Here is a 26,503-nt window from a genome sequence, read left to right as displayed (position 1 = left end):
TTACAGAATTGATGATACTTAAAATGGTGTGAAATGGATCTTTAGAAAAAAGAAATGGCCAAAAACAAAACGTTTGATCAGAATAGGGAAAATCCTATCTGACCGCACATTTTACTTCGATACTTAGAATGTTATTATCCAAAACCAGTTACTCTTTTTTAGGCTTAAGTTTCTGGAAGCAATCCCTGCAGTATACCGGCCTGTCCGGGTCCGGTACGAAAGGCACGCTCGTTTCCTGACCGCAGTCAGTACACTTTGTTTTGTGCAAATCTCTCGGCCCTTTGAAATCTACTTTCTTCATTTGATATCTCCCCCTTGCCATATCTGAAATTGTTCATTCTTGCAGGGTGCAATAGGTTTGTCATAGCAGATGAAATGTTCACAAGCTTTTGCCAGATACTATATCCTGAATCAGTTATCTACATCAATATTCCAGCATAAAAATATCAATATTTCAATGACCCAAATGATCTGAAAGACCCCGAATTGCATTTCCCCACTAAAAAATGATACCCAATTTAATATATACCTATTGGAAGTGTTCAGGAATCTACGTGCTGGTCAAAAAGAATGGGATTCCCGTCCGGGTCGATCACAATTAAACTTGCAGGTCCGGAAGAGGTCTCATCTACTTCATCCGGTATTTCAACACCCTTAGCTTTAAACTGCTTCTGGAGCTCCCTGATATCTGTAAATGAATTAAGCTCATTGGCATTTTGATCCCAGCCGGGATTAAAGGTCAGAATATTCTTTTCAAACATTCCCTGAAACAAGCCAAGTACGCAACTGCCATTCTTCATGATCAGCCAGTTCTGTGATATGTCCCCCTGAAAAACCATAAAGCCGAGTTTCTCATAGAACGATCTTGAAGCTTCAATATCCTTTACATTAAGACTTACTGAAAATGCACCTAATTCCATGTTCCCACCTGTTGAATTCCCTTAACTTAGAATATCTTGGTTTTTTATATATCCACTTTTTGCACTACATGAAGCAGAATACCAAACCTAAAATTCACTATAACTCCTACCTCACTCTTCCAGCGATTCCATAATTGCATGGAAATACTGCATTTCATGAGTAACAGATAACTGATACCATGCTTTAAGGGTCTGAGCCGAAAATACATCCAGGTTCCTGATAACTTCCTTTGCGAATTCAAGAGGGACAATTCCTGAGACAGTTATAAGGTTACCATCCGTCACAGCAGCCTCCTGGCGATAAAATGATCCACCTTCTCCGCCTCTGTCGACATCTTCAACTGCTGCCAAACTATTTCTATGTTCAGGGATAAACTCTATTTGGGATTTAATGGGAGAAGAGGTTACTCTTAAAAGAGAGCTTGGGCTTTTGGAGATCACACTCAGTGGTGTGGGAAGCATACTGGGAGCCGGCATATATGTTCTTATTGGAAAGGCAGCAGGTCTTTCGGGCAATGCCCTTTGGTTGTCCTTTTTGTTTGCTGCCATTGCTGCCGGGCTTACCGCTATAAGTTACATGGAGCTTTCATCCATGTTCCCCAAGGCAGGGGCCGAATATGAGTATGTCAGGAATGCCTTCGGTGAGTTCCTGGGTCTTCTCATAGGCCTGCTGGTCGTTTTCGTGGAGATCATTTCAAGCTCTACCGTTGCCCTGGGCTTTGCGGGATATTTCGAGGTTCTGTTTAACACACCTGTTATTCCCTCAGCTATCGCTCTTATACTACTGTTCACATTGATCCTTTTTGTGGGTATTAAGCAATCTGCAAGGGCTGCCATTCTTATGACCGTCATCGAGATCATAGGCTTGCTTGTGATAATCTACATAGGTCTTCCCGAGATGGGGGCTGTGGATTATCTGGAGGTACAGAGCCTGTCAGGTATATTTGAGGCATCAGCGCTTGTTTTCTTTGCATTCCTCGGCTTTGAGGAGATAGTAAAGCTATCACAGGAGACAAAGGACCCTCATAGGACGACACCCAGAGCCCTTATGATTGCTATTGCAACCACTATATTGCTTTACATACTTGTTGCATTGGCTGTTGTGAGTGTCCTTGACTGGAGGGTATTGTCAACGTCTTCGGCTCCCCTGGCAGAGGTTGCATCCGTGGCATTGGGCAGCAATGCATTTGTCATCCTTTCGTTGATAGCTCTTTTCTCGACTGCCAATACCGTTCTGCTTATGCAGATCGGGGGCTCGAGGATACTCTATGGTATGGCGGAATCCGGTTCACTTCCCTCATTGATCTCCTGGGTTCATCCAGGGACAAGGACTCCATGGGTCTCTATATTGGTGTTCACATCACTCTCAATAATGTTTGTTTTCATAGGTGATATCGCGATCGTGGCGAATATGACCAATTTCATGGTCTTTATCATCTTTATAACGATCAATCTTTCACTGATATGGTTGAGGTACTCAAGACCTGATATCGAAAGACCATTCAGGATTCCCTTTAACATAGGCCGTTTTCCTCTTTCACCGCTTTTTGGTATATTATGTGCCCTTTTGCTCTTTGCACACCTGAGTCTTGAGGTCATTACCTATGGTTTTATTTTATTGCTCGTGGGTGTCGTGGCGGTATTTATCAGGCTAAAGAGCCAAAGTAATTTAAGGCAGGTCAAATAAATAAAATGTGTATTCTGATTGGGAAAACTAGGATTTTCAAAAGGGACATTGCATTATATGGAGCATAATGCGAGGGGTGAGAAACCGTTCACACTAAATACACATGTTAGGGAGAGGTTGGAACTGTGGGGAGAGGTTTAAAGGTGGACAAATTAACTATTGGTGGCAAGAAATTCAACAATGATGAAGAAATCCGTCAGTTCTTGAAAGATAAGTTTTATTTTCCTGACTACTATGGAATGAATGCTGATGCTTTGAACAGGCCAGAGCATTGGAGAGAGTGACAGAGCTGAGAACATTGATGAGCAGGGTCTTGATGCAATTAGGAAAATGCATTATTCTGACTGCTCTTGGAAGCATTTTCTTTATTTTGCAGACTGGTAAAAATGTAGTTGTCAAATCACATAAGTTGGAATGAGTAATAAAACAAAAAAATAAAATTAAAAATGATTTGTATTCGGATGTGACCTGCTTTTTATGAGCAAGTCACTCCACATATAAGCTATTAGAGTTTGTTCTTCTGAAAAATGTAGAACGCATAACCATATTCATCTGGGCTTTCTCTGAAGAGTTTTATCTCTTTTCTGTTAAACTCAAGTATCATTTCTGCCTCAGTGTTTCCTTTATAGTTATCACTGATTTCATCAACTCTTTTTTCCAGATTGTCATAAAACTCGTACCAGACAGAAACTGGCAGTTTAAAGTGATCAATGACATCATATCCTACTGCCGTAATAACTTTTTCAGTATCAGATATATTCATGATGCCAGGATATATTTCCTGCCAGAATTGAAGCACTTCCGAAGAAGGTTCATCTGTGAACCATGTGTTCTCTGTTATTGCCATGTATCCCCCATCTTTTAGGAACTGTTTCCAGTAGCTAATTCCTTTTTCAAGGCCAAGGATAAAGATGGATCCTTCTGCCCAGATAACGTCGAATTCTCCTGCTTCGAAAGGCAGTTCATCCATGGAAGCACAAACTGTAGTAATCCTGTCATCAAATCCTTCTTTAGCTGCATTTTCCATCAATTTATCCAGAAATGGCTGGTAAATGTCAGTTGCAGTGATGTGACAGTCGTTGCAGATCTTCGCAAGATGTATTGTCTGCATACCCACACCACAACCAATATCAAGGATCTTAGTGCCTGCAGGAAGAGAAGAAAGCAAATTAAAAGCTTTTTCTGTACATTCATTACTGCCGGGCCCCTGTCTGGGTAAACCATCAAATATCTCAAAAATTGGCGATTCCATTTTTACACCTATACTCATCATTTATTTTGCTTGATATGGATATGTAATAAAGTCAATATGACTTTTTGACAATTACAATTTTATATGTTCAAGCAGTGATTCTTAATATCACGCAGAATAGATAACAATTTTACTTTACAATAAACTCAGAAGTAGTGAAAAGATGGATGATAAGTTACTTGCAAACATCGGTTTAAACAAATATGAGAGCTCTGTTTACTGGACGCTTTTAAAAAAAAGAGAGCTGGAAGCAAGTAAATTGTCGCAGTTATCACGAGTTCCCATTGGAAAGATCTATGAGATTTTGAAGGATTTGAACAAGTATGGCCTTGTGGAGATCCAACCTTCAAGGCCACGAAAATATAGGGCTGTTGATCCGAAAATTGCTTTTGAACTCATGTACAAAAGAAGAGAAGAAGAAGCACTCAATGAGCTCAAACTACTCAGGGAAACATTTGCTGAAATTGAACGGCAACTTTCCAATGGTGATTCTCCAAAGCATGTTGAAACAATATTCTGGCCCGACAAGTTCCATGATAATGAACTAGAAGAGACGGTGAATTCATTTTTTGAGGATATTGAACATGACATATGTGTTGTTACTCCCCTTAAGTATAAACCAGGAGTATCAGAACAATATGATGATTCAATGTCAATATTCAGTAAGGCTTACTTAAATTTAGCACAACGTGGCATTCATGTTAAAATTCTAGATTCCCACTCTCAACTGTTGCCATCAATAAAAGAACTTATTAATTCAATAGAAGATGAATCAGTCAAAAGTAATGTTCAGAAATTCATGGAAATAAGAATTTTGGAAACAGAGCATGATTTTGTAATCTTTGATTCAAAGACTATCTTTCTTGATATTGAAGATCAGATTAATACTGGTACTAGTCTCGGTATGACACAAATTCATGATGAGTCATATACAAAGCGTTTCAAGGCTAAATTCGATGACCTCTGGACTAAGGGGAAGCGATTCAATTTCAAATAAACTGGTCTAGGTTATGAGCTTCTTATTGATGCCTGCTAGTTTGTAACCTCATTGAATTGTTGCATAATACTTTTTGAATAAATTGCAATTTAATTGATGACCAAATAATTTTCTAAGAGTTCGGTTTTTTGAGCTTACCTATATCCCCGACTTGCTTTGGAGGGGTAAGATTCGAAACCATAAAAAAATCAAAAATTTAGCGTTGCCATTTTTCACGTTATATATATCCCCGATAGATTGTGAGGGGGATTAAATTCGAATCCTCAACACTTTCACTTAATGTTTCAATATCCCAAAACCTTATTTCCTGTAATCCGGAACCAGCCTCTTCTCCATCGCCGTAAAGATCACATCCAATGTCATTGCTATCAATATCGCTGGAATGGCACCTGCAAGGATCTTTTCATTGTTGAAACCTACAAGTCCTTCGAAGATGAGCTCTCCAAGGCCACCACTGCCGATGTAAGCCGTCAGTATGGCTATACTGTTGATGAGGATGGAAGCGAACTTGATTCCTGCGAAAATGGCAGGGTAAGCATTCGGAAGGCGGACGTACCTGAGTATCTGCCACTGGTTGAGTCCTATGCCGTCCGCATAGTCAAGCATGGCAGGATCTACCGTTGAGAGGCCAATGTAGGTGTTCTTGATGATGGGCAGGAGTGCCCTCAGCAGGATGGCAATCAGGGCCGGGTAGAATCCGATCCCGATAAGAGGGACCACAATAGCAACGACAGCGAAGCTCGGCACTGCCTGGGCAAGGTTTGCGAACTTCATGATCACATAGCCGATGCGTTTGCTGTAAAGGGAAGCGAACGCAAGGGGCAGAGAGATAGCAATACTGACGAACAGTGTGGTAAGCAGGAGCACGAGGTGTTCACCGGTGTGTCCCAATATGGTCTCAATGGTTACCATGTACCGTACCTCCTCTGCAGCTTCTTCTCAATGGTCCCGGCAAAGCCGTCAAGGATGACTGCCAGAAGACCGGTCCATATGCCTGCAACTAGGATCGTGCCAACATTATAGAGCTGTATGCCGGCTATCAGGGCTGCTCCCAGGCCGCCTGCAGCAATAAGTCCTCCAAGTGTCACGACGCCCATGGTAAAGACAAGGGCTATTCTCAATCCACCTGCGATCATTGGCAGGGAAAGTGGAATTCTCACTTTCAGGAGGATCTCACGCTGGGATAGTCCCATTGCATGTGCAATATCGATGTACTGCTGGTCGACCTCTTTGAGGCCAGTATAGGTGTTACGTGTGATAGGTAAGAGTGAATAAAGGATGGATGCCACGATGGTTGGTTCCTCTCCAAGTCCGAATATCGGCAGGAGAAGTACAAGTAACGGAATATCCGGTATTGTCTCCACCACGTTCAGGAAATTAAGGACAGGATGAGCTATCCGGGGCCTGCTGTACAGGTAAATGCCTATGCTTACCCCGATGACGGAAGCAATGACTATAGCTATGCTGAACATCGTCAGGTGCTCAATGGTACGCGTGGTCAGGGAATTCGTTTCCCAGACATCTACAAGATCAGTTAGTAGCACGTTCCTTCCCTCCGCTGGTCATACCAGTTGTTTGAAAACATCGTTCGGGAACAGGAAACCTTTGACCTTCCCGGCATCTGTGACGAAAGCAATGGAATCATCGTTCTCATGCAGTTCCCTGAGTGCATTCTCGAGGAAGCCACCAATTTCGTATGATGGAACTTTGACAACGTGATTACCGATGATATCGTTAGTTTCACCAAGGCGCATCAGGTCATTCAGCCTGACAACACCCATCGGTTCATCGCCATTTACTACAACGGCAAGTTCGATGTCCCTTTCAAGCATTGAGTCGATGGTCTCGCTGACAGAAAGGGATGCAGGATGGACATACTTGTTATCAAGAGGGGACATCAGGTCCTTTATTCTCAGGGTGTCCAGATGCTTGAACTTCTTCCCGGTGTCAACAATACTTGCCACCATATCGTTCACAGGATGGAAGATCAACTCCTCTGCCGTTCCGATCTGCACAAGCTTCGCATCATCCATAATGCCTATCCTGTCTGCCAGACGGAAAGCTTCTTCGATATCATGTGTCACGAAAATGATGGTCTTCCCGAGCTTTTCACGGATAAGACAGAACTCTTCCTGAAGCTGCTTTCTCAGGATAGGGTCGAGAGCACCGAAAGGTTCGTCCATAAGCAAAAGCGGCGGGTCCATTACCAGTGCCCTTGCAAGACCGACCCTCTGCTGCTGGCCTCCGCTTAACTGGTGAGGATACCTGTCCATGAACATATCTGCCGGAAGGGATACGAAATCCAGAAGGTAGCGTACCCTCTCATTGATCTTTGCCTTATCCCAGCCTTCAAGTTTGGCAACAAGGCCAATGTTCTCACCGATGGTCATGTGAGGGAACAGGCCAATGTTCTGGATGACATAACCGATGTTCCTCCTGAGAGCAACCTGCTCGAGTTCCATGATGTTCTGGCCGTTTATGTAAATGGTACCTGAATCCGGTTCGATCAAACGATTGATCGTACGCAATGTCGTAGTCTTTCCCGAACCACTTGGACCTATGAGAATGAGCATTTCCCCACCCTCGATGTCAAGGGACAGGTCATTGATGGCAAACCTGCCTTCATATTTCTTGGTCACACCGCGGATCTCTATCGAATCTATTCTGTCAAATATCCTTTTGGACGGCATAGGTAGATCTCAATTTAAAAGCTGTTCTTGCAGCGATACTAAAAAAGTAAAAGGATGATAGAGGGGTTCAGGCCTCTATGAATCCATTATCTACGAGGTATTCTCTTGCAATGTCCTCAGCATCACGCTTCTCGACATCGAACTGGTAGTTCAGGCTTCTCATGGTGTCTGTATCGATCTGACCATTCAGTTTTCCAAGAGCAGTGGCAGCATCAGGATTTTCCTCAGCAAACTCTGCAGACATCACAAAGATGGCATCGTATGGAGGTAATGCATTCTTGTCATCGTTCAGGATGCGAAGATCAAACACTTCGTTCCTGGTATCTGTTGTATATGCTGAAACTATATCGACCTCATCGTTCTTGATAGCCTCATACATGATGTTGGCAACTGTAGGCTTGACCTCCATGAACTCAAGACCGTAAAGCTCATTGATACGTGGAAGACCATCCTCACGCTGTGCGAATTCCGGATCTGTTCCTACGATCATTTCAGTTGAATATCCTTCAAGATCACTGATGGTGACGACATTGTTCTCATCAGCCCACTGTTCCTTTACAGCAAGTGCATATGCGTCCTCAAAGCCAAGGTCTGCCACGATGACAACACCGTCAGCATTGAGACCTTCTTCGGTTACCTGGTACACAACTTCAGGGTCCCATACCTCAAGTGCAGGCTCCTTCAGAATTTGGCTATATGCTGTACCGGTGTATTCGGCATAGACATCCACTGTGCCCTGCTTGAGACCTTCGTAGTTAACGAGAGTGCCTCCAAGGCCTTCTTTTACATCGACTTCATACCCTTCTTCCTCGAGCATGATACCGGCCATATGGGCCAGGATATAAGACTCCTGGAACAATTTAGAACCAATGACCACTTCTCCCTTCACAGCATCTGCAGTTTCATCAGATGCAGGTTCTGTACATCCACTGAGGATTACAGCCAGAACAACAAAAGTTGCTAATAGAATTTTTATATTCATTTTTTACCCCATTCATAATGGGGAACTCATGAATATATATAAGTTTGGAATGTTTTGACAGTTTTTCGACTTGCAGAGAGGTTGCCAACTATAAAAATATGATCGAAATATAAAAAGGTAGAGACGTTAATTATAAAAAAGAGTTAAATAAAAATAAAGAAAAAGAAGCGACCAATACTCAGATCGCATCCTTTCCTATCTGTGCGATGGTCTTATCAATATCTGCTGCAAGCTCATCAGGAAGACCGGTGATACCAACATCAAGGAATCCACGAACGATCATTCCCACTGATTCTTCTTCTGAAAGACCGCGTGCCATCAGGTATTCCACCTGATCCTTTGCGATCCTCCCCACAGCAGCTTCGTGGGTAAGTTCCACATCATCAACATTAGCCTCAAGGATAGGTATCGCACGCTGTGTTCCCTCGTTGTTGAGAACAAGACCGTGGCATTCCAGGTGACCTTTTGAATGAAGCTCATTTGCCACCATTTCTCCTCTTGCAATGACCGTTCCACCTGTAGTGATGGTCCTTGAAACAAGCTCCGCTTTTGTGTTAGGAGCATTGAAAAGAACCCTGCTTCCAAGATCAAGCTCTGAACCGGGGTGTGCAACAGCAATGGTATGGAACCTTGCAAAAGCACCCTCTCCGTCCAGGATAGCGGTCGGATAGGACTGGATAGATCTCACAGGCTTCAGGAGGATGTAATTGTTGACGAATGTTGCTCCTTCCTCCAGGTGGATAACTGTCCTCGGGCGTACTCCGATATCCTCTGCCCAGTTGTGTATCATGGTGAAGTTAAGAACACCGCCCTTTTTGACATATATCTCGGATATACCAAGGTGCATTGCCCTTTCGACGCCCTTTTTGGTAGTACATCCGGTGATGACATCAAGCTCTGCATCCTCTTCTACGATTAGGATGTTGTGGACTGTCTGTGTAACATCCTTGTGGCCCATGACAAGACATGTCTGGACAGGCATTGAGCTCTTCTTGCCTGCAGGTGCACGGATGAAATATCCATTGGCATTTTCAAGATAGCTCTTTGCAGTGTACTTGTCTGCATCCACGGAGACGAGCTTCCAGGAATATTCTTCCAGCCAGTCGTGTTTCTCCATGGCTTCATGCAGGGACATAAGTTCAACGTCAGGATCCCTCATGGTTGAATGGGATACTGTATTGTCGAGCATCAGGAAACTTCCGGAGCGTCCTTCCTCGTCAGGGAGTACACCGGCATTGAGGAGTGTCTGCTTGAATTCACTGTCAAGATCTTCAAGGTTCTCAGTTTCCGGTAATTCCTTTTCACCAACCTCGAATTCATCGAGGTTGAAGTCCTCACCGTACATTGCGATCTTTGTTATGGCCTTTTCAGCCTTCTCCTTTAAATCTGTCCCAGTTTGCATGTGTAGCACTCTCCATATCCCTGCTTTTTTATTTCCCTGAGCATTTCACGTGGGTGTCCTTTACAGACAACACTACCATTACAAAGGATGTAACCCATGTCAGGCTCCACATAATCAAGCACCTGACCGGTGTGGGTAATAATAAGTGCGGAGTTTCCTCTTCTGTTGTGATCAACAAAACAGTTTGACCTGCTCTTCAGGAGCTCATCTATGGTCTTACCTATCTCCTCAATGCTTACAAGGTCAACACCTGATTCCGGCTCATCGAGCAGGTAGAAACATGGGTTCTGTGCTGATAGCTGCAAGAGTTCGGATCTCTTGATCTCTCCGCCGGAGAAGCCGACATTGACATCTCTTTCCATGAAACGGACCATATCGAGTTTCTTTGCCATTACTTCAGTATCAAGACTGTTTTCTGTTGATATAGCATCCACGAGGTCCTCAAGCTTTACACCTGTCATGTTAGGTGGTCTCTGGGTCATGATACCCATTCCGCGTTTAGCTCTCTCGTCAACTGAAAGATGAGTTATGTCTTCACCTTTGAATATAATCTGCCCGCCAACTACATTGTAACCGCTAAATCCCATAAGCGTCATGAGAAGCGCGGATTTACCAGCTCCGTTCGGGCCGAAAAGAACAGTGGTGCTACCCTGCTCTACTTTGAGATTGACCTTGTTCAGGATGGTCCTGCCGCCGATCTCAACTGTCAGATCTTTTACCTCGAGCATGTTTCCTCCAATTTTTAGAAGAGATATCAGTTATCTATGAATTAAATATGAAGTTACCAGATTACTATAATCAAATATGATCAGTTGCTGACCACCAATTGATTCATCTGGAATTTCAAATCAGAACATGAGTATCTGCTACTTAGTTCTATCGACAAAAATAATTCAATCGATTAGTCATATAGCCATTACTGATAAGCTTTTGTGTTTGTGTTAACGGCGTGAAATGGGGTGTGAACAGATATAAATGTATCTTAAGGGCAACAATTGCCATTTCTTCAACAGACTTTATATGCATTGAGTTCAATTTAGAAACACAAATATGCTTATGGTTTGTTATTAAAAAGATCATATTCACTTTTTTGAATGATAAATTATATTGATCATATTTGCCCGATCATCAAATAAACGGCATTACAAGGACTTGCCAGAATTGAGATCCATCAAGTGCTTAAAAGCACTTCCTGACAATTCACATGGCCCATTTTATTTGCTGATCTGACCGATCAGAATGCCCACACGCATTCCAAAAAAAGATTTAGTAGAAACGAGGAATTAATCTGGCTAATTATAGAAGTAATATGAGGAAGAATAAAGGTACCAGTGGTAAATCTTCCGACACTCCGGAAGTGACAAGGGTCCGTACACCAAGAAAGGACAAAAATGAGATCCTGGCAACAGTAGGTACACTACTTGGTGGAAAAAGGGTTACGTTACAATGTATGGACGGCGTCGTAAGAATGGGACGCATACCCGGTTCAAAGAAGAAGAGGATGTGGGTCCGTGAAGGTGACATCGTGATCGTTACTCCATGGGACTTCCAGGACTCAAAAGCTGATGTGATCTGGAAATACACAGGTCCGCAGGTTAACTGGCTCCAACGTAAGGGGTATCTGAAATAAAATATGAATGATCAAACATTCATTATTTTATTTTCATTATTTTGCTGATTTTAGTTTTATTTTCCCGGATGATATTTTTTGATCTCACAGAAATCGAGATACATCGAATCTTGATGTGATCATTATATCTTGTTGACCATTGTAGATCTAATCTTAGCCGAAGGCTTGATCATGATATCGAATAGCTCAAAAAACTTCATACAACAAACTGTGAGTTCTGCTTAAAGTGTCAGGACTTTCAAATTAATGATAATAAGTAAATTACTGATAATAAGTAGAAAAAGCCAATCGAAATTAGCATTAAAAAAAGGCAATTAAATTGAAAATAATATCAAAATAACTGGATGAAGGACCTGATAACAGGTCCCTCCACCAGTATGGTTATTGTTAAATAATTAAGCAACTTCGCCGAATGCGAACTTTCTCATTACTTTGGTTACCTTGATTGTTACTTCATCGCCTACCTGTGTGTTTGGGATGAAAATAACGAAACCGCTTACTCTAGCGATTCCATCGCCTTCTCTTGCGATATCTTCAATTGTTACGTCGTATGTTTCACCAGCTTCTACTGGAGCAGTTGATTCCATGTTGTTAAACAAATATTTCACTTCCTATATGATGCTTAAAAGGATAATAACAAAACCGGTAAACACACAGAGAAATAGTAAAACAGTTAAAGCAATACCATCTAAACCTATATATTCATCAAAGCAGCGTTAATCCTCTAAAAGCACATTGAATACATGCTTGTTTACATATAAGTGTATTGGGTGTTGCTAATTTTATCAATTGAAACAGGAACAGATCGATCAGTCTATATAAGTCCTTTTAAATTAGTTAGACGAACTTTACTTAAAAAACATATATAAATACAAATTCTTTATATAGTATAATTGCAAATAAGAAACATTGCAAGATATATTATTACTAAGAAATTCAATTTATATGAATTTGGGGACTTGGAGAAATGAGATCTAAATATTATTCCTATACGATCATAATTCTTTCATATGGATTACTTGCTCTTGTTGCTGAATCGTTGATCCGATTAGAGACAATTGCAATGCAAACAGGTATCAACGGTTTCCTTGAGAACAACTTATTCCTTATGGTGGCCTTTTTAATGGTGCTTGTGGGCTATGCGGCAGTCAAAACCGTTAAATTGACTGACTGAGATGGGAGTCATCTCGTACAGATCCATTTTTTTAATGAATTTTTTTTATGAAAATATGTGATATTGTACCATTGCAGACATTTCCTATTTTTCCATAAATGCATCCTTAAAATCCAACCTCCTGCCAATCCTGCTTAAAGCTGATCCACATCGACCCAACAGGATTTCGATCAAGGCGTAATCACAAACCGCAAAATTAAGGATCAATTGAACAGAAGAAAAACAATGGTTCAGTAATCTTTAACTCGGGAGTGCCACCATACGTATTCAAAGCAATCAGCCATCAATTGCTCCCGGGCTTTTTCATCATCAACATCACTCCAGGTAATTTCCCTGGCCATATCAAAACCGATTTCGGTGTGGAAGATCTTCATCATTGTGAGGCTTCCTTTTGCGTTGAGCGAAATGGAGCTACCAGTGAATACTATTTTTTTACCACTTAGCTCATCGGAATGCGACAGAATTACAGGCATGATCTCATAAATTGAAGCGATCATTGAATTACGCAACTGCTCATTATCAGTATAGGTCTTTTTTTCAAGCCCGATAACTATCGCATCAACATTTTCATAGTAACTGACCCCAACTACATCCACCCCCGAATCTAACGGCATTTCATCTAACTCGGACATCAGGATATCTGCTATTGTCGGATGTTCTTGTGCAGATCCAACCATAGCTCCCCCCGAAAATGTAGAATTATTATTGACTATCAGAGCTGCACTGGTTATCAAGAGGACCCCAATTATCAGACCAATTGATAATTTTAAGACAGACTTCATCACTTTAGTACCACCACATATTGAATGTACAAATGAGCTAAAAGATAAATTGACATATATATTTTACTATTGTGTTGTAAATTATTGTGTACAAAAGGAAGATTGAAAAAGATTATTTTGCTTTTTGTCAATAATCATCTGCTTTTAATAAAAGTGGTGTTGCACTGATCCTTAAGTGAAACAACAAATAACAAAAAAGTAGGGTCAAAAAATGAACTGGTCACTATTCTGCAATCCCAACTAGAGCTATGACTTATCCTATGCTATTCTATAAATCAGAGATAGCATGCCAATTGCTGGGCCAATTCCTTTGCTTCACGAGAGTTTATGATGATCGTTTCACGATCTGTGGATATTTCAATCATATCCTCTTCGTATTCGTTAACCATTATCATAACATGTAATGGGTTTAATGATTATATAAATTTTTATATATGCATCTTCAAAAGTTCGTTTAACTACAAAAAATAGGGCATATTATAGAGATACCATATATAAACCTGCACAAAAAGTAACAAAAATACCGAAACATCAAATTCAAGACATTAAGATCAATTAAAAAAGAATTTGGTAGCCCGGCACGGATTCGAACCGAAGTTGCGGGATCCAGAGTCCTGCATGATTGACCACTACACTACCGGGCTGCTAATGATTGCAGCTCCTACATAGTAATTCTAATTAATAAAGGTATCGGCTGGTGCTTAAAAAGAGTTAAAGATCATCCGGATTCTCGTCCAGAATTGCTGTCATCCACCATCTGGCCATGTCCATAAGATCACGACTGAACTGGCCGGACAAGCGGTATTTTTGGTTCTTGTTTGTGATCATTCCGGCACCAAGAAGCTTATTTCGCATAGCGTAGAACGAGGCCCTGCCTATGTCAAGCTCGTTAATGACATCCTGCCACTCACTGGTCTTGATAGGATTTCCTGCCTTCTGGCGCTCTTCAACCATTATCAGGAACTTCTGCCCGCGCATAGCCGTGGCATCTTCCTGGAATAGACGGCGCATGAGGCTAAAATAAGGATCTCTGGAGCGAGTTATGCGCGCATTGGTATCAGAACGTACCATTAAGGTCGTAGAGGTCCTGGGAGCATCTTTTACAGATACCATGTAAGATCTGAGCCTGCTGATCGATCATCAGCTTGAGGCAATCCCCTTGGAACTAAGTTCTGACTTTAAGAGATCAGCATATTCTTCCTTTAAAGAATAGACCGTAGGGGTCTTGTAGGATTCCTTATGCGATCTGAGGATCCCTAGCTTTGAATGTATATACCCGACCATCGAAGCAACTGCACTTCTGGAAACATCATACCTTTTAGTAATGGTCTGATGTAATTCATCAACAGTAGACTTCTTTAAATTTAAAAACAATGATAAGACATAGCTCCTCAGTCCATCAACATCCAGTTCAATGAATTTTTCAAGGCGGTCTTTTATTTTAGATCGAATAGATGCCATGTATATTATTCTCCCTAAAGAACAGTAAAACATATTATGTAGATTGCAGTATATATATCTTTGTAAAATAATAGGATAAATGTGCTACAGAGGCATTTATCTGCAAAGGGATGCAAATGAAAAACCCCGAAACTCACAACTACAGCTACGATCTAAAAGAGAATCTTTTTTACGCAGGAGAACGCCGGATCCCGGCCTATGAGCTTGAAGAGAATGAGATCGGCACCTGCGGAGACTGTGGTTCGACCATCACAAGCCTCAGTTATCATGAACTGGATGACGAATTCGTTATTGCAGGTAAATGTGTGAACTGTGGAGCTCTCTCTGCAAATATCTATGACAATGACTGGAACTGGGTCCGGGAAGTAGCTATCTCTCACTTTTCCATACCAATCCCTGCAGACACATCAGATAATATAGACATAACTATTCCTGATGCCAGAGAACAAAAAAACAAAGAGGTCCAGGTAAGCAACGAGGTCGATGACCTGGAAATGCTGAATAGCATACCCATGAAGCAGATCGAGACCATATTTTCACCTACAGAGATCAAAGCAATGTTCGCCCGTGCAAAAGGGGAAAAATGCACCCGCCAATATCTCTACAATGCCAGGAAGAAATATCAGGCATTTGAGGATGTTTTCGGAATTAAGTTAACAATTTAATGAAATCTGATTTTTATAAACTCTGCATTAATTAAATATGATGTGTAATAAAATAATATTACATTAATTAATTGCAAAAATATAATATATAATTATAAGTAAGATACATATTAGAGGCATGATAATTATAGAGGATATTGCAATTAATTTGAGAAGTTCAATAATTTCCAAACAAAACTAAAATATAAAAAAATCATGTGCAACTTTATAAAAATTATATGACTTTAAGCCATGGTCAAATAACTTTTAAAATTTATAGATTCAATTTTGCATATGTGTTCCTACTATTTTTTTACTTGCAGAGTGTACATGCAACAACTCTAAAAGTACAAGAATAACATAGTCATTTTTTTAAAAATATATTTGTTAAAACACAAAATAATTAGAGAAATAAGTTATATGATCTCAAATAGCAAACCACTATAAATTAAAAAGTGAGAGCAAATTCTACAAATAAATAACTCTCACTTTTTAATGCAACAGGCAAAACAAAAATATGATCTTTAATAATCATAAAGATCTCGAGAACTTGATCCTGAGAGCATACAAAAACTACGTGACATTTTGCCTATGCTATTCTGATATAATTTTGCTCGCCACCTATACACGTGGCAATCCAAAAATTATCAGAAAAGCATAGCGACTTATCCAAGAAAATCAAACATAATTTTTAAACATCTTTGGAACGGCAAAACAAAATCTTGAACTTGATTTGGCATAAAGCTAGAAAAAATTAGAGCAAAAAAAAGACCATGAAATTCATATAACAAAGACTATATGCATGGATGGCCTGGACATATGTGATATGCATTTCTCGATTCTTTTTTGTACAGAATAGGGGGTCTGCAAGATCATTACTGCTTATTCCCATAGACTATGTAATTCGTGAGTTTGGTTAATTGGTGCTTTTCAGCTAGTCCACTCTGCCGTTCTTATATAATATAAGAATAAGGAATATGGAAGGATTATAAGTCTTTTTTATGATCATTTCGGAAAATACCTGACTACTCTAAACACACTAGAACTTCAATCTCTTACTAAAATAATTTAAAATTTTAGATAAACTATGACCGAACTTTTAATGAAATTTAATGGTATTAAAAATAATTTATAAATTCTTGCTATGTGTATTTGCACATATACTAATTGCAACATCTACACTAAGTAAGTAATAAAATATTATATAAATATAGCATTATAATATTAAAATTACTAATACATTCACTATAATATACATAAAAAATATAATAGATATCATCATTAAAAATATATGTTTTATAATAGACGTATCATACAATAAAGAATGTTGTATATTTAATATATAGTTAATAATACACATTAAAGTATCAAAATATCAGATTTAAAAAAATAAAAATGTAACAAAGCACCATATTAATAATATATAATATACAATAAAGTTAAGAACAAATGCATATAAATAAATATAATAAAACAAATACGTAATAAAATATATTGTATACAATACTATAATAAAATAACAGCCAAAATATAATTAAATGTTGGCCTATGCGAATTAGATATAATTAAGCATACAACCTATACACTATGCAAATTAAAAAATGTTAAATAAATATAGGCATATAAAATTGAGATGAGATGTGCCATCTATTTATAAGAGATAAATAATAATAATAATAATAATAAGCTGGATATAAAGGTACTAGGAATCCCAATTACAATAACTGATAAAAGAGTTTATTATACAAATGAATACTATAATTTAATCTGTTAAATCTAAAAATTACACCATCATTTAAAATATATGCCAATTTTATATAACAATTATATAAATTAAATGTTGTTCAATATACATATACCATAAAGAATATATTAAAATATATACTAGTTATAATCTGTTTATTAGATTTTACCTATATAATTCGTTTTATAAATCCTTTTTTTAAATTGGATTGTTGTAAATAATATATATTAAACAATATAATATGACTATACTTTGTTATTAAATAGTTATAATAAAGTATATACTTTTAAAAGAATACTCATTCATGGATATAACCAAACAAACAACCAGACCAGACTACCAAATGAAAAGCAGACCGAAATTATTCACCCAGCCATTCATTTACCTTTTCAGGATTGTTCTCGATCCACTTTGCAGCAGCTTCTTCAGGAGACATGCCGTTCTCCATGTTAAGCATTACAAACTGCACATCTTCATGAGACCAGTGGAACCTTGTGAGAACATCATATACCCCGGGCATATCCTCTTCAAAACCCACACGGGTAAGCGTATCCACGTTGTCCTCATAACCAAATACCTTTTCAGGATCATCAAGATACTTAAGGTCCCAGCGGCTAAATGCCCCGTGCGGAGACCACAAAGTAACTACAATAGGCTCTTTATCAGCAATAGACCTGCCAAGATCGGAGGTCATTGAGGCAGTACTACCCGGAACGAGTGTATAATCAAGCCCGTATACCACAATAGCATTTTCGGCGTTATACATTATACCTGCATCAGGATCGATGCCAATTATCTTCGAATCGAATGCTTCTTTGTTAGCATTGAGATCTTCAATAGAATCAATTTCCACATATGCTGGAACTACAAGTCCAAGGCGACACCCTTCAAGATTATGACTTACATAAACTATCTGATCGCCATACTGGTTCCAGTATTTCTCCTGCGTGACCGGCAACCAGGCAGATGTTGTGAAATCTATATCTCCCTGCGAAAGACCCCGGTAAAGCTCTTCCAGATCAACTGCCACGATGTCCACTTCATAACCTTTCATTTCAAGTACCTGTTGCATCACATTAGTACTTGCAACCTCTCCGTCCCAGAGGACATAACCAAACGTTACCTTTTTAGAAGTATCTTCGCCTTCATTAGGACCGGCTTGTTCAGTACACCCGGATACAGAAAAAGTTAGCAGCAATATCAGGATCAATGCAACTGATTTCATAGTTTCCATCAAAGTATGATATACTTTGTACGCCCCCAATTCATTTTTGTACATATATCATACTCTTTTCTGCTTTATGAAAATATGCATCAAAGTTAGACGAAAGGTACTATTTGAACTTGTATGAAAAAATTAAAACTGAGAGATAAAATAAGGAGTAAAAAACTAAAAATAAGCAAGAGACTCGTATCAAAGGATCTTGCTTAAAAATGATCTTGTCCTCTCATGCTTAGCATTAGAGAAGATATCCTCAGGAGTACCTTCTTCGACGATGATGCCTTCATCCATGAACAGTACGCGGTCGGCAACTTCCCTGGCAAATCCCATTTCATGGGTTACCACTACCATGGTCATGCCCTCTTTTGCAAGGTCTTTCATAACATTGAGAACCTCACCCACCATCTCGGGATCAAGGGCTGAGGTAGGTTCATCAAAAAGCATTACTTTTGGCTGCATGGCAAGTGCTCTTGCAATTGCAACTCTCTGCTGCTGTCCACCCGAAAGTGCACCTGGCCGGACATCTGCTTTATCCACCAGACCAACCTTTCGAAGCAGGTTCATTGCCCTGTCATTGGCTTCACCCTCGCTAAGCCCTCTTACACGGATCGGTGCAAGAGCTACATTCTTCAGGGCTGACATGTGAGGGAAAAGGTTGAAGCGCTGGAACACCATGCCCACCTCTTCTCTTATCTTGTTGATATCAACGGAAGGATCTGTTATGACCTCCCCTTCAACTGAGATCTGGCCGGATGTGGGCATCTCAAGGAGGTTCAGGCATCTGAGGAAGGTACTTTTACCTGATCCGGAAGGACCGATCACACATACCACCTCGCTTGGTTCAACTGTGGTCGATATGCCATTTAAGACCTTAAGGTCACCGAAATGTTTGTGCAGATCATGCACTTCAATCATTGCCAACGCCAAGCCTCCTTTCTGAATAATGTACTAAACGTGAGATAGTCAAGGTCATCACCAGATACACCAGTGCAACACCTATGTAAACCGGGAACGATGCGAAGGTGGTAGCAACGTAGAGCTGTCCGCTCTTTAGCAGCTCAGGCACACCTATCACAGCCAGAAGTGAAGAATCCTTCAAAAGCACAATGAACTCGTTGCCCAGAGGAGGCATGATCCTCCTGAATGCCTGTGGCAGGATGATGTCCTTCATGGTCTGGCTATGGCTCATTCCAAGGGAACGTGCAGCCTCCATCTGACCCTTTTCTATGGACTGGATACCTGCCCTTACGATCTCTGCAACATATGCACCACTGTTGATACTACAGACCACCACACCGGCAAGGATAGGATCGATCCTCAGCGGCTCACCAGTGACACTACTGATAAGTCCCGGAATACCATAATAGAACAGAAGTATCTGAACAAGCAAAGGGGTTCCCCTTATGAAATCGATATATACAACACTTGGATAATGGAATATCTTTGATTTGGACAATTTCCCAAGGGCCATGAATATGCCAATAATTGTCCCGAAGAATACTGATAACGATGTAACTTCAACAGTGATCACAGCACCTTGCAATAAACTTGGCATTACATTGATGATATGACCAATATATGATTGGAGAATGTCCACTTGAGATCACCTTAGAACAAAAAAATGGATGCGTGATATAAAAAACCACGCATCAAATCGAGATATTGAACAATTGTTTAGCTGAAGTATTTAGACTGGATCTCATCATAAGTTCCGTCTTCAATAACATTCTGAAGACCTGTATCGATCATGGTGAGCAATTCTTCATTGCCACTTCTGACAGCAAAACCGTATGATTCACTTTCCAGCTTTTCGCCTGCGATCTTAATGGTTCCTGGCTGCTGAACCATGTATGCCTGGGTAACAGGCAGATCGTTGATGACAACGTCAGCGCCACCGTTGACAAGCTCCATCATGACAACATCAACTGTATTGAATGTCTTTACCTCTGAAAGGACACCAGCATCCATGAGCTCCTGTGCCTTTTCATGACCTGTTGAACCGATCTGTACTGATGCAACAAGACCTTGAAGATCATCTATACTGCTAACATCACCATTATCAGCTGCGACTGCAATTGCAAGACCAGCATCAATATATGGTGCACTGAAGTCAACCTGTTCTTCACGTGCTTCTGTGATGGTCATACCTGATGCAATGATGTCAATGTTACCGCTCTGTACAGCAGGGATCAGTGCATCAAAACCGATGCTCTGTATCTCAACCTCAAATCCCTGATCTTCAGCGATAGCCTTGATAAGTTCAATGTCAAAACCGGTAATTGCACCGGATTCGTCTGTCATCTCAAATGGAGGGAAGGTTGGTTCCGTTCCCACAATAAAAGTAGCTGCCTCAAGTTCCTCGCCTTCAGCTGTTGTGTTATCGGTACATCCAGAGAATGCAACAACTGCAACAAGCATGAGCACTGCTACAAATGCCGTTAATTTGTTCATATTTCTCATCCTATTAAATTCTAAAAAATCTGTTTTTAAGTTTGTCTTTAATATCCAAACTGTTAATAAGCATAATTTATCAATTCATTTAAGGTTTTCCATATTCTTTTTTTACGAATTCCGCAGAACTATTATTAGATCTCAGAACTACCCATACAAATTATAATAAAGGTTGATCAAGAAAAAGATATACAATAATAACAGCAGATCCGAAAAACAAAGGGGGTACAATTTGTTGAACCAAGATGAAAAGACCAGAAAACCGAACAGGTTGATCCACGAGAGAAGTCCATACCTTCTTCAGCATGCCTATAACCCTGTTGACTGGTATCCGTGGGGAGATGAAGCATTCAGGAAAGCAAAAGAGGAGAACAGGCCGATCTTCCTTTCCATCGGGTATTCTACCTGCCACTGGTGCCATGTAATGGAAGAGGAATCCTTCGAGCATCAGGAAGTGGCTGACCTTCTGAACAACAATTTTATTCCCATAAAGGTTGACCGGGAAGAAAGACCCGACATAGATGCTGTCTACATGGAGGTCTGCCAGGCAATGAACGGAAGAGGTGGCTGGCCGCTTACCATAATAATGACACCTGAGAAGGTGCCTTTTGTTGCTGCAACCTATATCCCGAGGGAAAGCATTCCGGGAAGGATAGGCCTGATGGACCTCCTGACACAGATTAATGGAGTCTGGACTGACCAGCCTGAAAAAGTAGAAGAACAAACTTCCATGGTGCTTTCACATTTCTCAGCTCAGGCCACCCAAAAACCTCCCGAAAAGGGAACAATTAATGAAAACACACTATATCTTGCTTTCAAACACCTTGAAGACACCTTCGATGAAGAGAACGGAGGTTTTGGAAATGCACCAAAGTTCCCCTCCCCGCACAACCTACTGTACCTGCTGAGATACTGGCACAGGAGCGGTGATGAAAAAGCACTGGATATCGTGGAGAGAACCCTCAAAGCCATGAGAGCCGGAGGGATCTATGACCACATCGGTTTCGGATTCCACCGCTATTCAACGGACAGCTCCTGGCTTGTCCCGCACTTTGAAAAGATGCTGTACGACCAGGGAATGCTGGCAATTGCCTATTCAGAGGCCTACCAGGCAACGCATAAACCTGAATATGCACAGACGATCAGAGAGATCTTCGAATATGTAGAGAGGGACATGACATCCCAGGAAGGTGGCTTCTACTGTGCAGAAGATGCCGACAGTGAGGGTATTGAGGGTAAGTTCTATGTATGGGATGTCGATGAGATCAAGGAACTCCTTGGAGATCCTGATGCTGATATCTTCATCGACCATTTCAACATTCAGGAAAATGGTAATTTCCTTGATGAAAGTACACACCAGCCGACCGGAAAAAACATATTGCACGTCAGGAACAGCGTGGCCAGTGTTGAAGAGACCGCAAACAAATACAGTATCACAATAGAAGAACTTGAAAGTTCCATTGAGAAAAGCAGGATAAAGCTCTTTGATGTTCGTGAGAAGAGAGTACACCCATCTAAAGATGACAAGATCCTCACTGACTGGAACGGACTGATGATAGCAGCCCTTGCCATCGCTTCAAGGGCAGTCGGGGAAAAGAGGTACGAAGAGACGGCGAGAAGATGTGCGGACTTCATACTTACCAGCACTTATATGAAAACAGGTAGCCTTTCCCACCTGTGCAACGAAAGCGCAGAGTCAGTGTCGGCTTCACCTGCATTTCTTGACGACCATGCTTTCCTCATATGGGGACTAATAGAGCTTTATGAGAGCACTTTCGAGACATCCTACCTCAACACAGCATTAAAGCTCAACGAATACCTGCTGGAAAATTACGAGGATGTTGAAAACGGAGGGCTCTACCAGACATCTGCAGACTCGGAGAATCTCCTTTTCCGGAAAAAGGAAGTCTATGACGGTGCCATGCCAAGTGGGAACTCGGTCGCCCTGTCAAATCTGATCCGCCTTGGAAGAATGACAGGCAACCCGGAACTTGAAAAGAAAGCCCATGAAATGATGGAAAGCTTCTCAGGGACCGTTTCAGCAATACCCATAGGATACACACATTTCCTTTCCGGTGTGAACTTCATACTGGGCTCATCGAGTGAAGTTGTGATTGCAGGAGAGTTTGATTCAGATGACAACAGGAAGATGCTTTTAGCTCTTGATAATGAATACCTGCCCAACAATGTTGTTATATTCAAGCCAGCCGGAGCAAATGGAGAAGCCATCACCAGGATAGCAAAATATACTGAGAACTATTCCATGAAAGAGGGCAGAGCAACTGCTTATGTGTGCAAGGACATGCAATGCAATAAACCGACCAACGATCCTGAAAATATGGTGCAGTTGCTAAAATCTAAAGAATAAGCAGGAGAACGAACATTTTTTTGGTCTTGAAGAAGCTCAAAGTGAGAAATTTCCGGATTTTGGAATACAAAACACTTATTTGCAGATAGTCCCCATATTTAATGGGGGCTTTAAATGCAATTTAAAAAGAACATGGGCTTAGTTTCAGTTTTGCTGATATTGTTCGTTGTCATTTTTTCCGGTTGTGTGGAAGATGAGACTCCTGAAGATAGCGATCCGGTAGAAACTGTTGACTGGAGGGATGTCGAACTTACGGATGTAAGAACAGGAGAAGTCTTCAAAATAAGTGATCTTGAAAAACCTGTCCTTGTTGAAAGTTTTGCAGTCTGGTGTCCGACCTGTCTTCAGCAGCAAAAACAAATGCAAGAGCTTATTGAACTGGAAGGAGAAAGCATAACTCATGTTTCTCTTGACACAGACCCAAACGAAGAGGTTGACCAGGTACTCGATCATGCGGAAAGGAATGGATTTGACTGGTACTTTGCAGTTGCACCTACTGAGATGACAGAAGATATGATCGATGAATTCGGTGTCGCGGTCGTAAATGCACCAATTGCACCTGTGATACTCATATGTGAGAACGGAGAAGCAAGGCTATTGGCAAGAGGCCTTAAATCTGCTGAAGAACTGAACACAGAGGTAATGGAGGGGTGCTGAAATGGCACTTCTTCCAGCCTTTTTGGCAGACCTGTTCGTTTCATTTACCCTTGGATTACTGACACCACTTACAGCTGTATGTGTACTGCCACTATATCCTGCATTTCTGGCATATCTTTCCAACCAGCTATCAGGTGAGGAGAAGAACAAGAGGTTGCCTTTGATCTTCGGACTTATCATAAGTGCAGGTGTGATCCTGTTCATGTCCCTGCTGGGACTCATATTCACAACCCTGCTTCAGGTATCGCTGACAAAGGTAGTAGGAATTATTTCACCCATTGCTTTTGGAGTCCTTTTCATCATCAGTATCCTGCTGATAATCGATTACGACATCGGGAAATTCCTGCCACGAACAAACGTTGGCAGTGACAGGAACCCCTTTTTAACCGCATTTCTTTACGGGTTCTTTTTCGGTGCCATCGTTGTACCATGTAATCCGGCATTTATTGCAGCCCTTTTTGCCAAATCGCTTACAAGTATGGGATTTATTGAAAATTTCCTGAACTTTGTGGCTTTTGGCATAGGGATCAGTTTCCCGTTGCTGGTATTCTCAGCCATATCGACTGCAAAGAGCAAGAGCATCATCAGATTCCTTGTTAAATACAAGCGGAAGATCAACCTTACTGCAGGCATAATTATGCTTGTGATATCTACGTATTACATTATATTCGTATTCAGGGTAGTGGAGAGATTGATTTGAGACTCCAAAACAGAACCTATAGAGTATTGTTGATATCGTTAACTGTCCTGCTGGCTGCATTCATGACGTGCATCCCTGCATCTGCTGAGGAAGCCACTGAAGGAGGTATCGAGAAACTTCCGGAACTGACCGCGATGGAGGAAGAAATGGGAATATTGCTTACGGAGATGGGTGTAAAGTATATTGTTGACCCGAATGATATTGTCTCAGGCGGACCTCCTATGGATGGAATACCTTCTATCGATAACCCTGAATATGTAACTGTGGAAGAAGCCGACAGATGGATCGAGGACAATGAACTTGTGCTGGCGCTTATTCACAACGAAACGAAGAAGGTTTACCCCCTGCAGATCATTGTCTGGCATGAGATAGTGAACGACCATATCAATGGCGAGCCGATACTCATCACATATTGCCCCCTGTGCGGTTCAGGCATCGCCTATGAAAGAACGATCAACGGGGAAGAGGTAGAGTTCGGTACATCCGGTAAGCTCTATAATTCCAATCTCGTGATGTATGACAGGAAGACCAATTCATACTGGACACAGATCGGAGGCCAGGCGATAGTGGGAGAGCTAACCGGAATGGAGCTTGAAGCGATCTCCATCGAGACCGTTGTCTGGAGAGACTGGAAGGTCGCACATCCAGATTCAGAGGTGCTTTCACAGAACACGGGATTCAGCAGACCTTATGGAAATGATCCTTATGGCAACTACTACGAGAACAGCATACTGTTGTTCCCCGTAGAGAACAGCAATACTACGATCCATCCAAAGACAGTGATCTTTGGTATCGAACTGAATGATACCTTCAAGGCCTACCGTGAGGATGATCTCATTGAGCTTGGCTCCATCGAAGATACGATCGATGGTGTCAATATACTGGTAGAAAGGGACGATGTGGGAATTGTCACCATAACCAACCAGGACACCGGGGAAGAAATTATCAAGGAGAGGGATTTCTGGTTCGCATGGTATGCATTCCATCCTGAGACAGAACTGTATCTTCCTGAAGGAGTTGTCCCTGAACCACCTGAGGAGGATCAGGACGTACCATTAGGTCCGATAGTTCCACTTCTTTCCGTGAGCATAGCTTTCGCTGTTCTGAGAAAGATTACAAAATAAGACAATGCGAAAGAAGACGAATAAATTACATAAATTAAAGAAGAAAAGGAGATCGTGTTCATCAACTTTGGTAGGTCACGACACGACCTGCGTCTGCAAGGATCACTCATCAGCGATCCGGAACACGATCTCTACGATTCCATTTTTGCAGGTCATTACTGAACTTTCTGGATCGACCTTTGGTTCAAGTTCGATGTGATGTGTGAATACCTCTTCTTCTGTCTCGAACTGAAGATCAAGTTCCGAACCTGATGCACTGAAACGGACATCTTCGGCCTCCACACCGGTATCAATAGTAACGTGCAGTTTATCATCGATCTCGGTGCACTCTACGACCGGTCCCTTCTTTGAGACATAGAAGTCATTCTCATCAACCTTTATGCTGGAGAATGTGTGCTCTTCGGCCTTATCGGGTCCGTTGTAAACTACGGAAAAACCGTAAAAGGCAGGTTTTTCGAATCCTTCGTCAGCCATATCATCCATGATACGCTCAATAAGGGATCTGACAATCTCTTCCAGTTCCTTCATAGGAAGAGGAACTGAACCATCATCGTTGTGTTCTTTTTCTGTCATGGTCTGCCTCCATTAAGTGGTGGTGTGTTTCAAGGTCGATTCA

At 41.1% G+C, this 26,503-nt stretch carries 29 protein-coding genes and 1 tRNA gene; 10 read left to right on the top strand and 20 right to left on the bottom strand.

Translation table 11 applies throughout. The annotated features are described in order from the left end of the window. Positions 1 to 148: 148 nt before the first annotated feature. From WOA13_RS01995 to WOA13_RS01985, 3 genes are all read right to left on the bottom strand, one after another. Positions 149 to 301 carry a CxxC-x17-CxxC domain-containing protein gene (locus WOA13_RS01995; protein ID WP_342126325.1) on the bottom strand — a complete coding sequence of 51 codons (153 nt, stop codon included), beginning with the start codon at positions 299 to 301 and terminating at the stop codon, positions 149 to 151. A 241-nt stretch (positions 302 to 542) separates the two neighbouring features. After that, complete coding sequence (locus WOA13_RS01990) at positions 543 to 920, bottom strand: VOC family protein (RefSeq protein WP_342126324.1); 378 nt, start codon at positions 918 to 920, stop codon at positions 543 to 545. Between the two features lie 111 nt (positions 921 to 1,031). Then, positions 1,032 to 1,271: a type 1 glutamine amidotransferase family protein gene (locus tag WOA13_RS01985; RefSeq protein ID WP_342126323.1), complete on the bottom strand. Its 240-nt coding sequence runs from the start codon at positions 1,269 to 1,271 to the stop codon at positions 1,032 to 1,034. 40 nt (positions 1,272 to 1,311) lie between these two features. Here WOA13_RS01985 and WOA13_RS01980 point away from each other — a divergent pair, with 40 nt between their 5' ends. Further along, a complete protein-coding gene (locus tag WOA13_RS01980; RefSeq protein ID WP_342126322.1) occupies positions 1,312 to 2,607 on the top strand; it encodes an APC family permease in 1,296 nt (431 codons plus the stop codon). Positions 2,608 to 2,750: 143 nt separating this feature from the next. After that, a complete protein-coding gene (locus WOA13_RS01975) occupies positions 2,751 to 2,891 on the top strand; it encodes a barstar family protein (protein ID WP_342126321.1) in 141 nt (46 codons plus the stop codon). Between the two features lie 221 nt (positions 2,892 to 3,112). Here the strand turns inward: WOA13_RS01975 and WOA13_RS01970 are convergent, their stop codons facing one another. Next, entirely contained in the window at positions 3,113 to 3,880 is a 768-nt protein-coding gene (locus tag WOA13_RS01970; RefSeq protein ID WP_342126320.1) for a class I SAM-dependent methyltransferase, read from the bottom strand. Positions 3,881 to 4,022: 142 nt separating this feature from the next. On the opposite strand from WOA13_RS01970, the gene WOA13_RS01965 reads away from it, so the two are divergent. Further along, on the top strand, positions 4,023 to 4,856 hold the full coding sequence (locus tag WOA13_RS01965) for a TrmB family transcriptional regulator (RefSeq protein ID WP_342126319.1): 834 nt from the start codon (positions 4,023 to 4,025) through the stop codon (positions 4,854 to 4,856). Between the two features lie 300 nt (positions 4,857 to 5,156). Here the strand turns inward: WOA13_RS01965 and WOA13_RS01960 are convergent, their stop codons facing one another. The 6 genes from WOA13_RS01960 to WOA13_RS01935 form a co-directional block, all read right to left on the bottom strand. Then, positions 5,157 to 5,768, bottom strand: coding sequence for an ABC transporter permease (locus WOA13_RS01960; protein WP_048205282.1), 612 nt, complete (start codon positions 5,766 to 5,768; stop codon positions 5,157 to 5,159). After that, on the bottom strand, positions 5,762 to 6,400 hold the full coding sequence (locus WOA13_RS01955; protein ID WP_342126318.1) for an ABC transporter permease: 639 nt from the start codon (positions 6,398 to 6,400) through the stop codon (positions 5,762 to 5,764). Before WOA13_RS01955 ends, WOA13_RS01960 begins: the two co-directional genes overlap by 7 nt. Before the next feature lie 18 nt (positions 6,401 to 6,418). Further along, positions 6,419 to 7,546 carry an ABC transporter ATP-binding protein gene (locus WOA13_RS01950; protein WP_342126317.1) on the bottom strand — a complete coding sequence of 376 codons (1,128 nt, stop codon included), beginning with the start codon at positions 7,544 to 7,546 and terminating at the stop codon, positions 6,419 to 6,421. Positions 7,547 to 7,613: 67 nt separating this feature from the next. Then, on the bottom strand, positions 7,614 to 8,528 hold the full coding sequence (locus tag WOA13_RS01945) for a glycine betaine ABC transporter substrate-binding protein (protein ID WP_342126316.1): 915 nt from the start codon (positions 8,526 to 8,528) through the stop codon (positions 7,614 to 7,616). 178 nt (positions 8,529 to 8,706) lie between these two features. After that, positions 8,707 to 9,930, bottom strand: coding sequence for a SufB/SufD family protein (locus WOA13_RS01940; protein WP_342126315.1), 1,224 nt, complete (start codon positions 9,928 to 9,930; stop codon positions 8,707 to 8,709). Beyond that, on the bottom strand, positions 9,909 to 10,658 hold the full coding sequence (locus WOA13_RS01935; protein ID WP_048205287.1) for an ABC transporter ATP-binding protein: 750 nt from the start codon (positions 10,656 to 10,658) through the stop codon (positions 9,909 to 9,911). Before WOA13_RS01935 ends, WOA13_RS01940 begins: the two co-directional genes overlap by 22 nt. A gap of 581 nt (positions 10,659 to 11,239) precedes the next feature. On the opposite strand from WOA13_RS01935, the gene eif1A reads away from it, so the two are divergent. Continuing rightward, positions 11,240 to 11,560 carry a translation initiation factor eIF-1A gene (gene eif1A, locus WOA13_RS01930; protein ID WP_342126314.1) on the top strand — a complete coding sequence of 107 codons (321 nt, stop codon included), beginning with the start codon at positions 11,240 to 11,242 and terminating at the stop codon, positions 11,558 to 11,560. A gap of 395 nt (positions 11,561 to 11,955) precedes the next feature. Here eif1A and WOA13_RS01925 read toward each other — a convergent pair whose 3' ends face one another. Continuing rightward, positions 11,956 to 12,147, bottom strand: coding sequence for a TRAM domain-containing RNA chaperone (locus WOA13_RS01925; protein ID WP_342126313.1), 192 nt, complete (start codon positions 12,145 to 12,147; stop codon positions 11,956 to 11,958). Positions 12,148 to 12,527: 380 nt separating this feature from the next. On the opposite strand from WOA13_RS01925, the gene WOA13_RS01920 reads away from it, so the two are divergent. Then, a complete protein-coding gene (locus WOA13_RS01920; protein ID WP_342126312.1) occupies positions 12,528 to 12,734 on the top strand; it encodes a hypothetical protein in 207 nt (68 codons plus the stop codon). Positions 12,735 to 12,964: 230 nt separating this feature from the next. Here the strand turns inward: WOA13_RS01920 and WOA13_RS01915 are convergent, their stop codons facing one another. The 4 genes from WOA13_RS01915 to WOA13_RS01900 form a co-directional block, all read right to left on the bottom strand. Further along, positions 12,965 to 13,516, bottom strand: coding sequence for a hypothetical protein (locus tag WOA13_RS01915; protein ID WP_342126311.1), 552 nt, complete (start codon positions 13,514 to 13,516; stop codon positions 12,965 to 12,967). A gap of 568 nt (positions 13,517 to 14,084) precedes the next feature. Then, positions 14,085 to 14,160: transfer RNA gene (locus WOA13_RS01910), tRNA-Gln, on the bottom strand. 67 nt (positions 14,161 to 14,227) lie between these two features. After that, a complete protein-coding gene (locus WOA13_RS01905; protein ID WP_048205292.1) occupies positions 14,228 to 14,629 on the bottom strand; it encodes a hypothetical protein in 402 nt (133 codons plus the stop codon). A gap of 27 nt (positions 14,630 to 14,656) precedes the next feature. Beyond that, positions 14,657 to 14,977: a DUF2551 domain-containing protein gene (locus tag WOA13_RS01900; protein WP_048205293.1), complete on the bottom strand. Its 321-nt coding sequence runs from the start codon at positions 14,975 to 14,977 to the stop codon at positions 14,657 to 14,659. 116 nt (positions 14,978 to 15,093) lie between these two features. On the opposite strand from WOA13_RS01900, the gene WOA13_RS01895 reads away from it, so the two are divergent. Further along, positions 15,094 to 15,642 (top strand): hypothetical protein, encoded by a 549-nt coding sequence (locus tag WOA13_RS01895; RefSeq protein WP_342126310.1) that lies wholly within the window; start codon positions 15,094 to 15,096, stop codon positions 15,640 to 15,642. A 2,084-nt stretch (positions 15,643 to 17,726) separates the two neighbouring features. Here WOA13_RS01895 and WOA13_RS01890 read toward each other — a convergent pair. From WOA13_RS01890 to WOA13_RS01875, 4 genes are all read right to left on the bottom strand, one after another. Further along, complete coding sequence (locus tag WOA13_RS01890) at positions 17,727 to 18,590, bottom strand: glycine betaine ABC transporter substrate-binding protein (protein WP_342126309.1); 864 nt, start codon at positions 18,588 to 18,590, stop codon at positions 17,727 to 17,729. Positions 18,591 to 18,779: 189 nt separating this feature from the next. Continuing rightward, positions 18,780 to 19,502, bottom strand: coding sequence for an amino acid ABC transporter ATP-binding protein (locus tag WOA13_RS01885; RefSeq protein ID WP_342126882.1), 723 nt, complete (start codon positions 19,500 to 19,502; stop codon positions 18,780 to 18,782). Next, on the bottom strand, positions 19,495 to 20,184 hold the full coding sequence (locus WOA13_RS01880; RefSeq protein WP_342126308.1) for an amino acid ABC transporter permease: 690 nt from the start codon (positions 20,182 to 20,184) through the stop codon (positions 19,495 to 19,497). The genes WOA13_RS01885 and WOA13_RS01880 overlap by 8 nt, the downstream gene beginning before the upstream one ends. A gap of 77 nt (positions 20,185 to 20,261) precedes the next feature. After that, entirely contained in the window at positions 20,262 to 21,038 is a 777-nt protein-coding gene (locus tag WOA13_RS01875) for a basic amino acid ABC transporter substrate-binding protein (RefSeq protein WP_342126307.1), read from the bottom strand. A 235-nt stretch (positions 21,039 to 21,273) separates the two neighbouring features. Here WOA13_RS01875 and WOA13_RS01870 point away from each other — a divergent pair, with 235 nt between their 5' ends. The 4 genes from WOA13_RS01870 to WOA13_RS01855 all read left to right on the top strand — a co-directional run bounded on the left by WOA13_RS01870 (position 21,274) and on the right by WOA13_RS01855 (position 25,887). Continuing rightward, positions 21,274 to 23,406, top strand: a complete 2,133-nt coding sequence (locus WOA13_RS01870) for a thioredoxin domain-containing protein (protein WP_342126306.1) — start codon at positions 21,274 to 21,276, stop codon at positions 23,404 to 23,406. Between the two features lie 114 nt (positions 23,407 to 23,520). Then, positions 23,521 to 24,063, top strand: coding sequence for a TlpA family protein disulfide reductase (locus WOA13_RS01865; RefSeq protein ID WP_342126305.1), 543 nt, complete (start codon positions 23,521 to 23,523; stop codon positions 24,061 to 24,063). A gap of 1 nt (position 24,064) precedes the next feature. Beyond that, positions 24,065 to 24,763 (top strand): cytochrome c biogenesis CcdA family protein, encoded by a 699-nt coding sequence (locus WOA13_RS01860; protein ID WP_342126304.1) that lies wholly within the window; start codon positions 24,065 to 24,067, stop codon positions 24,761 to 24,763. A 29-nt stretch (positions 24,764 to 24,792) separates the two neighbouring features. Beyond that, positions 24,793 to 25,887: a DUF3179 domain-containing protein gene (locus WOA13_RS01855; protein WP_342126303.1), complete on the top strand. Its 1,095-nt coding sequence runs from the start codon at positions 24,793 to 24,795 to the stop codon at positions 25,885 to 25,887. Between the two features lie 102 nt (positions 25,888 to 25,989). Here WOA13_RS01855 and WOA13_RS01850 read toward each other — a convergent pair whose 3' ends face one another. Next, entirely contained in the window at positions 25,990 to 26,460 is a 471-nt protein-coding gene (locus WOA13_RS01850; protein ID WP_342126302.1) for an Hsp20/alpha crystallin family protein, read from the bottom strand. Between the last annotated feature and the right edge of the window lie 43 nt (positions 26,461 to 26,503).

Origin of the sequence: Methanococcoides sp. LMO-2, from assembly GCF_038432375.1 — an archaeon.
Lineage (GTDB): Archaea > Halobacteriota > Methanosarcinia > Methanosarcinales > Methanosarcinaceae > Methanococcoides > Methanococcoides cohabitans.
Note: the sequence above shows the minus strand (reverse complement) of the source record. Positions and strands in the feature narration are given on the sequence as shown.

Excerpts from the sequence above, each read along its gene's own strand:
- WOA13_RS01995 (WP_342126325.1), bottom strand. The coding sequence starts at position 301 with ATGAAGAAAGTAGATTTCAAAGGGCCGAGAGATTTGCACAAAACAAAG.
- WOA13_RS01990 (WP_342126324.1), bottom strand. The coding sequence starts at position 920 with ATGGAATTAGGTGCATTTTCAGTAAGTCTTAATGTAAAGGATATTGAA.
- WOA13_RS01980 (WP_342126322.1), top strand. The coding sequence starts at position 1,312 with ATGGGAGAAGAGGTTACTCTTAAAAGAGAGCTTGGGCTTTTGGAGATC.
- WOA13_RS01970 (WP_342126320.1), bottom strand. The coding sequence starts at position 3,880 with ATGATGAGTATAGGTGTAAAAATGGAATCGCCAATTTTTGAGATATTT.
- WOA13_RS01965 (WP_342126319.1), top strand. The coding sequence starts at position 4,023 with ATGGATGATAAGTTACTTGCAAACATCGGTTTAAACAAATATGAGAGC.
- WOA13_RS01960 (WP_048205282.1), bottom strand. The coding sequence starts at position 5,768 with ATGGTAACCATTGAGACCATATTGGGACACACCGGTGAACACCTCGTG.
- WOA13_RS01950 (WP_342126317.1), bottom strand. The coding sequence starts at position 7,546 with ATGCCGTCCAAAAGGATATTTGACAGAATAGATTCGATAGAGATCCGC.
- WOA13_RS01945 (WP_342126316.1), bottom strand. The coding sequence starts at position 8,528 with ATGAATATAAAAATTCTATTAGCAACTTTTGTTGTTCTGGCTGTAATC.
- WOA13_RS01940 (WP_342126315.1), bottom strand. The coding sequence starts at position 9,930 with ATGCAAACTGGGACAGATTTAAAGGAGAAGGCTGAAAAGGCCATAACA.
- WOA13_RS01935 (WP_048205287.1), bottom strand. The coding sequence starts at position 10,658 with ATGCTCGAGGTAAAAGATCTGACAGTTGAGATCGGCGGCAGGACCATC.
- eif1A (WP_342126314.1), top strand. The coding sequence starts at position 11,240 with ATGAGGAAGAATAAAGGTACCAGTGGTAAATCTTCCGACACTCCGGAA.
- WOA13_RS01925 (WP_342126313.1), bottom strand. The coding sequence starts at position 12,147 with ATGGAATCAACTGCTCCAGTAGAAGCTGGTGAAACATACGACGTAACA.
- WOA13_RS01920 (WP_342126312.1), top strand. The coding sequence starts at position 12,528 with ATGAGATCTAAATATTATTCCTATACGATCATAATTCTTTCATATGGA.
- WOA13_RS01915 (WP_342126311.1), bottom strand. The coding sequence starts at position 13,516 with ATGAAGTCTGTCTTAAAATTATCAATTGGTCTGATAATTGGGGTCCTC.
- WOA13_RS01905 (WP_048205292.1), bottom strand. The coding sequence starts at position 14,629 with ATGGTATCTGTAAAAGATGCTCCCAGGACCTCTACGACCTTAATGGTA.
- WOA13_RS01900 (WP_048205293.1), bottom strand. The coding sequence starts at position 14,977 with ATGGCATCTATTCGATCTAAAATAAAAGACCGCCTTGAAAAATTCATT.
- WOA13_RS01895 (WP_342126310.1), top strand. The coding sequence starts at position 15,094 with ATGAAAAACCCCGAAACTCACAACTACAGCTACGATCTAAAAGAGAAT.
- WOA13_RS01890 (WP_342126309.1), bottom strand. The coding sequence starts at position 18,590 with ATGAAATCAGTTGCATTGATCCTGATATTGCTGCTAACTTTTTCTGTA.
- WOA13_RS01885 (WP_342126882.1), bottom strand. The coding sequence starts at position 19,502 with ATGATTGAAGTGCATGATCTGCACAAACATTTCGGTGACCTTAAGGTC.
- WOA13_RS01875 (WP_342126307.1), bottom strand. The coding sequence starts at position 21,038 with ATGAACAAATTAACGGCATTTGTAGCAGTGCTCATGCTTGTTGCAGTT.
- WOA13_RS01865 (WP_342126305.1), top strand. The coding sequence starts at position 23,521 with ATGCAATTTAAAAAGAACATGGGCTTAGTTTCAGTTTTGCTGATATTG.
- WOA13_RS01860 (WP_342126304.1), top strand. The coding sequence starts at position 24,065 with ATGGCACTTCTTCCAGCCTTTTTGGCAGACCTGTTCGTTTCATTTACC.
- WOA13_RS01850 (WP_342126302.1), bottom strand. The coding sequence starts at position 26,460 with ATGACAGAAAAAGAACACAACGATGATGGTTCAGTTCCTCTTCCTATG.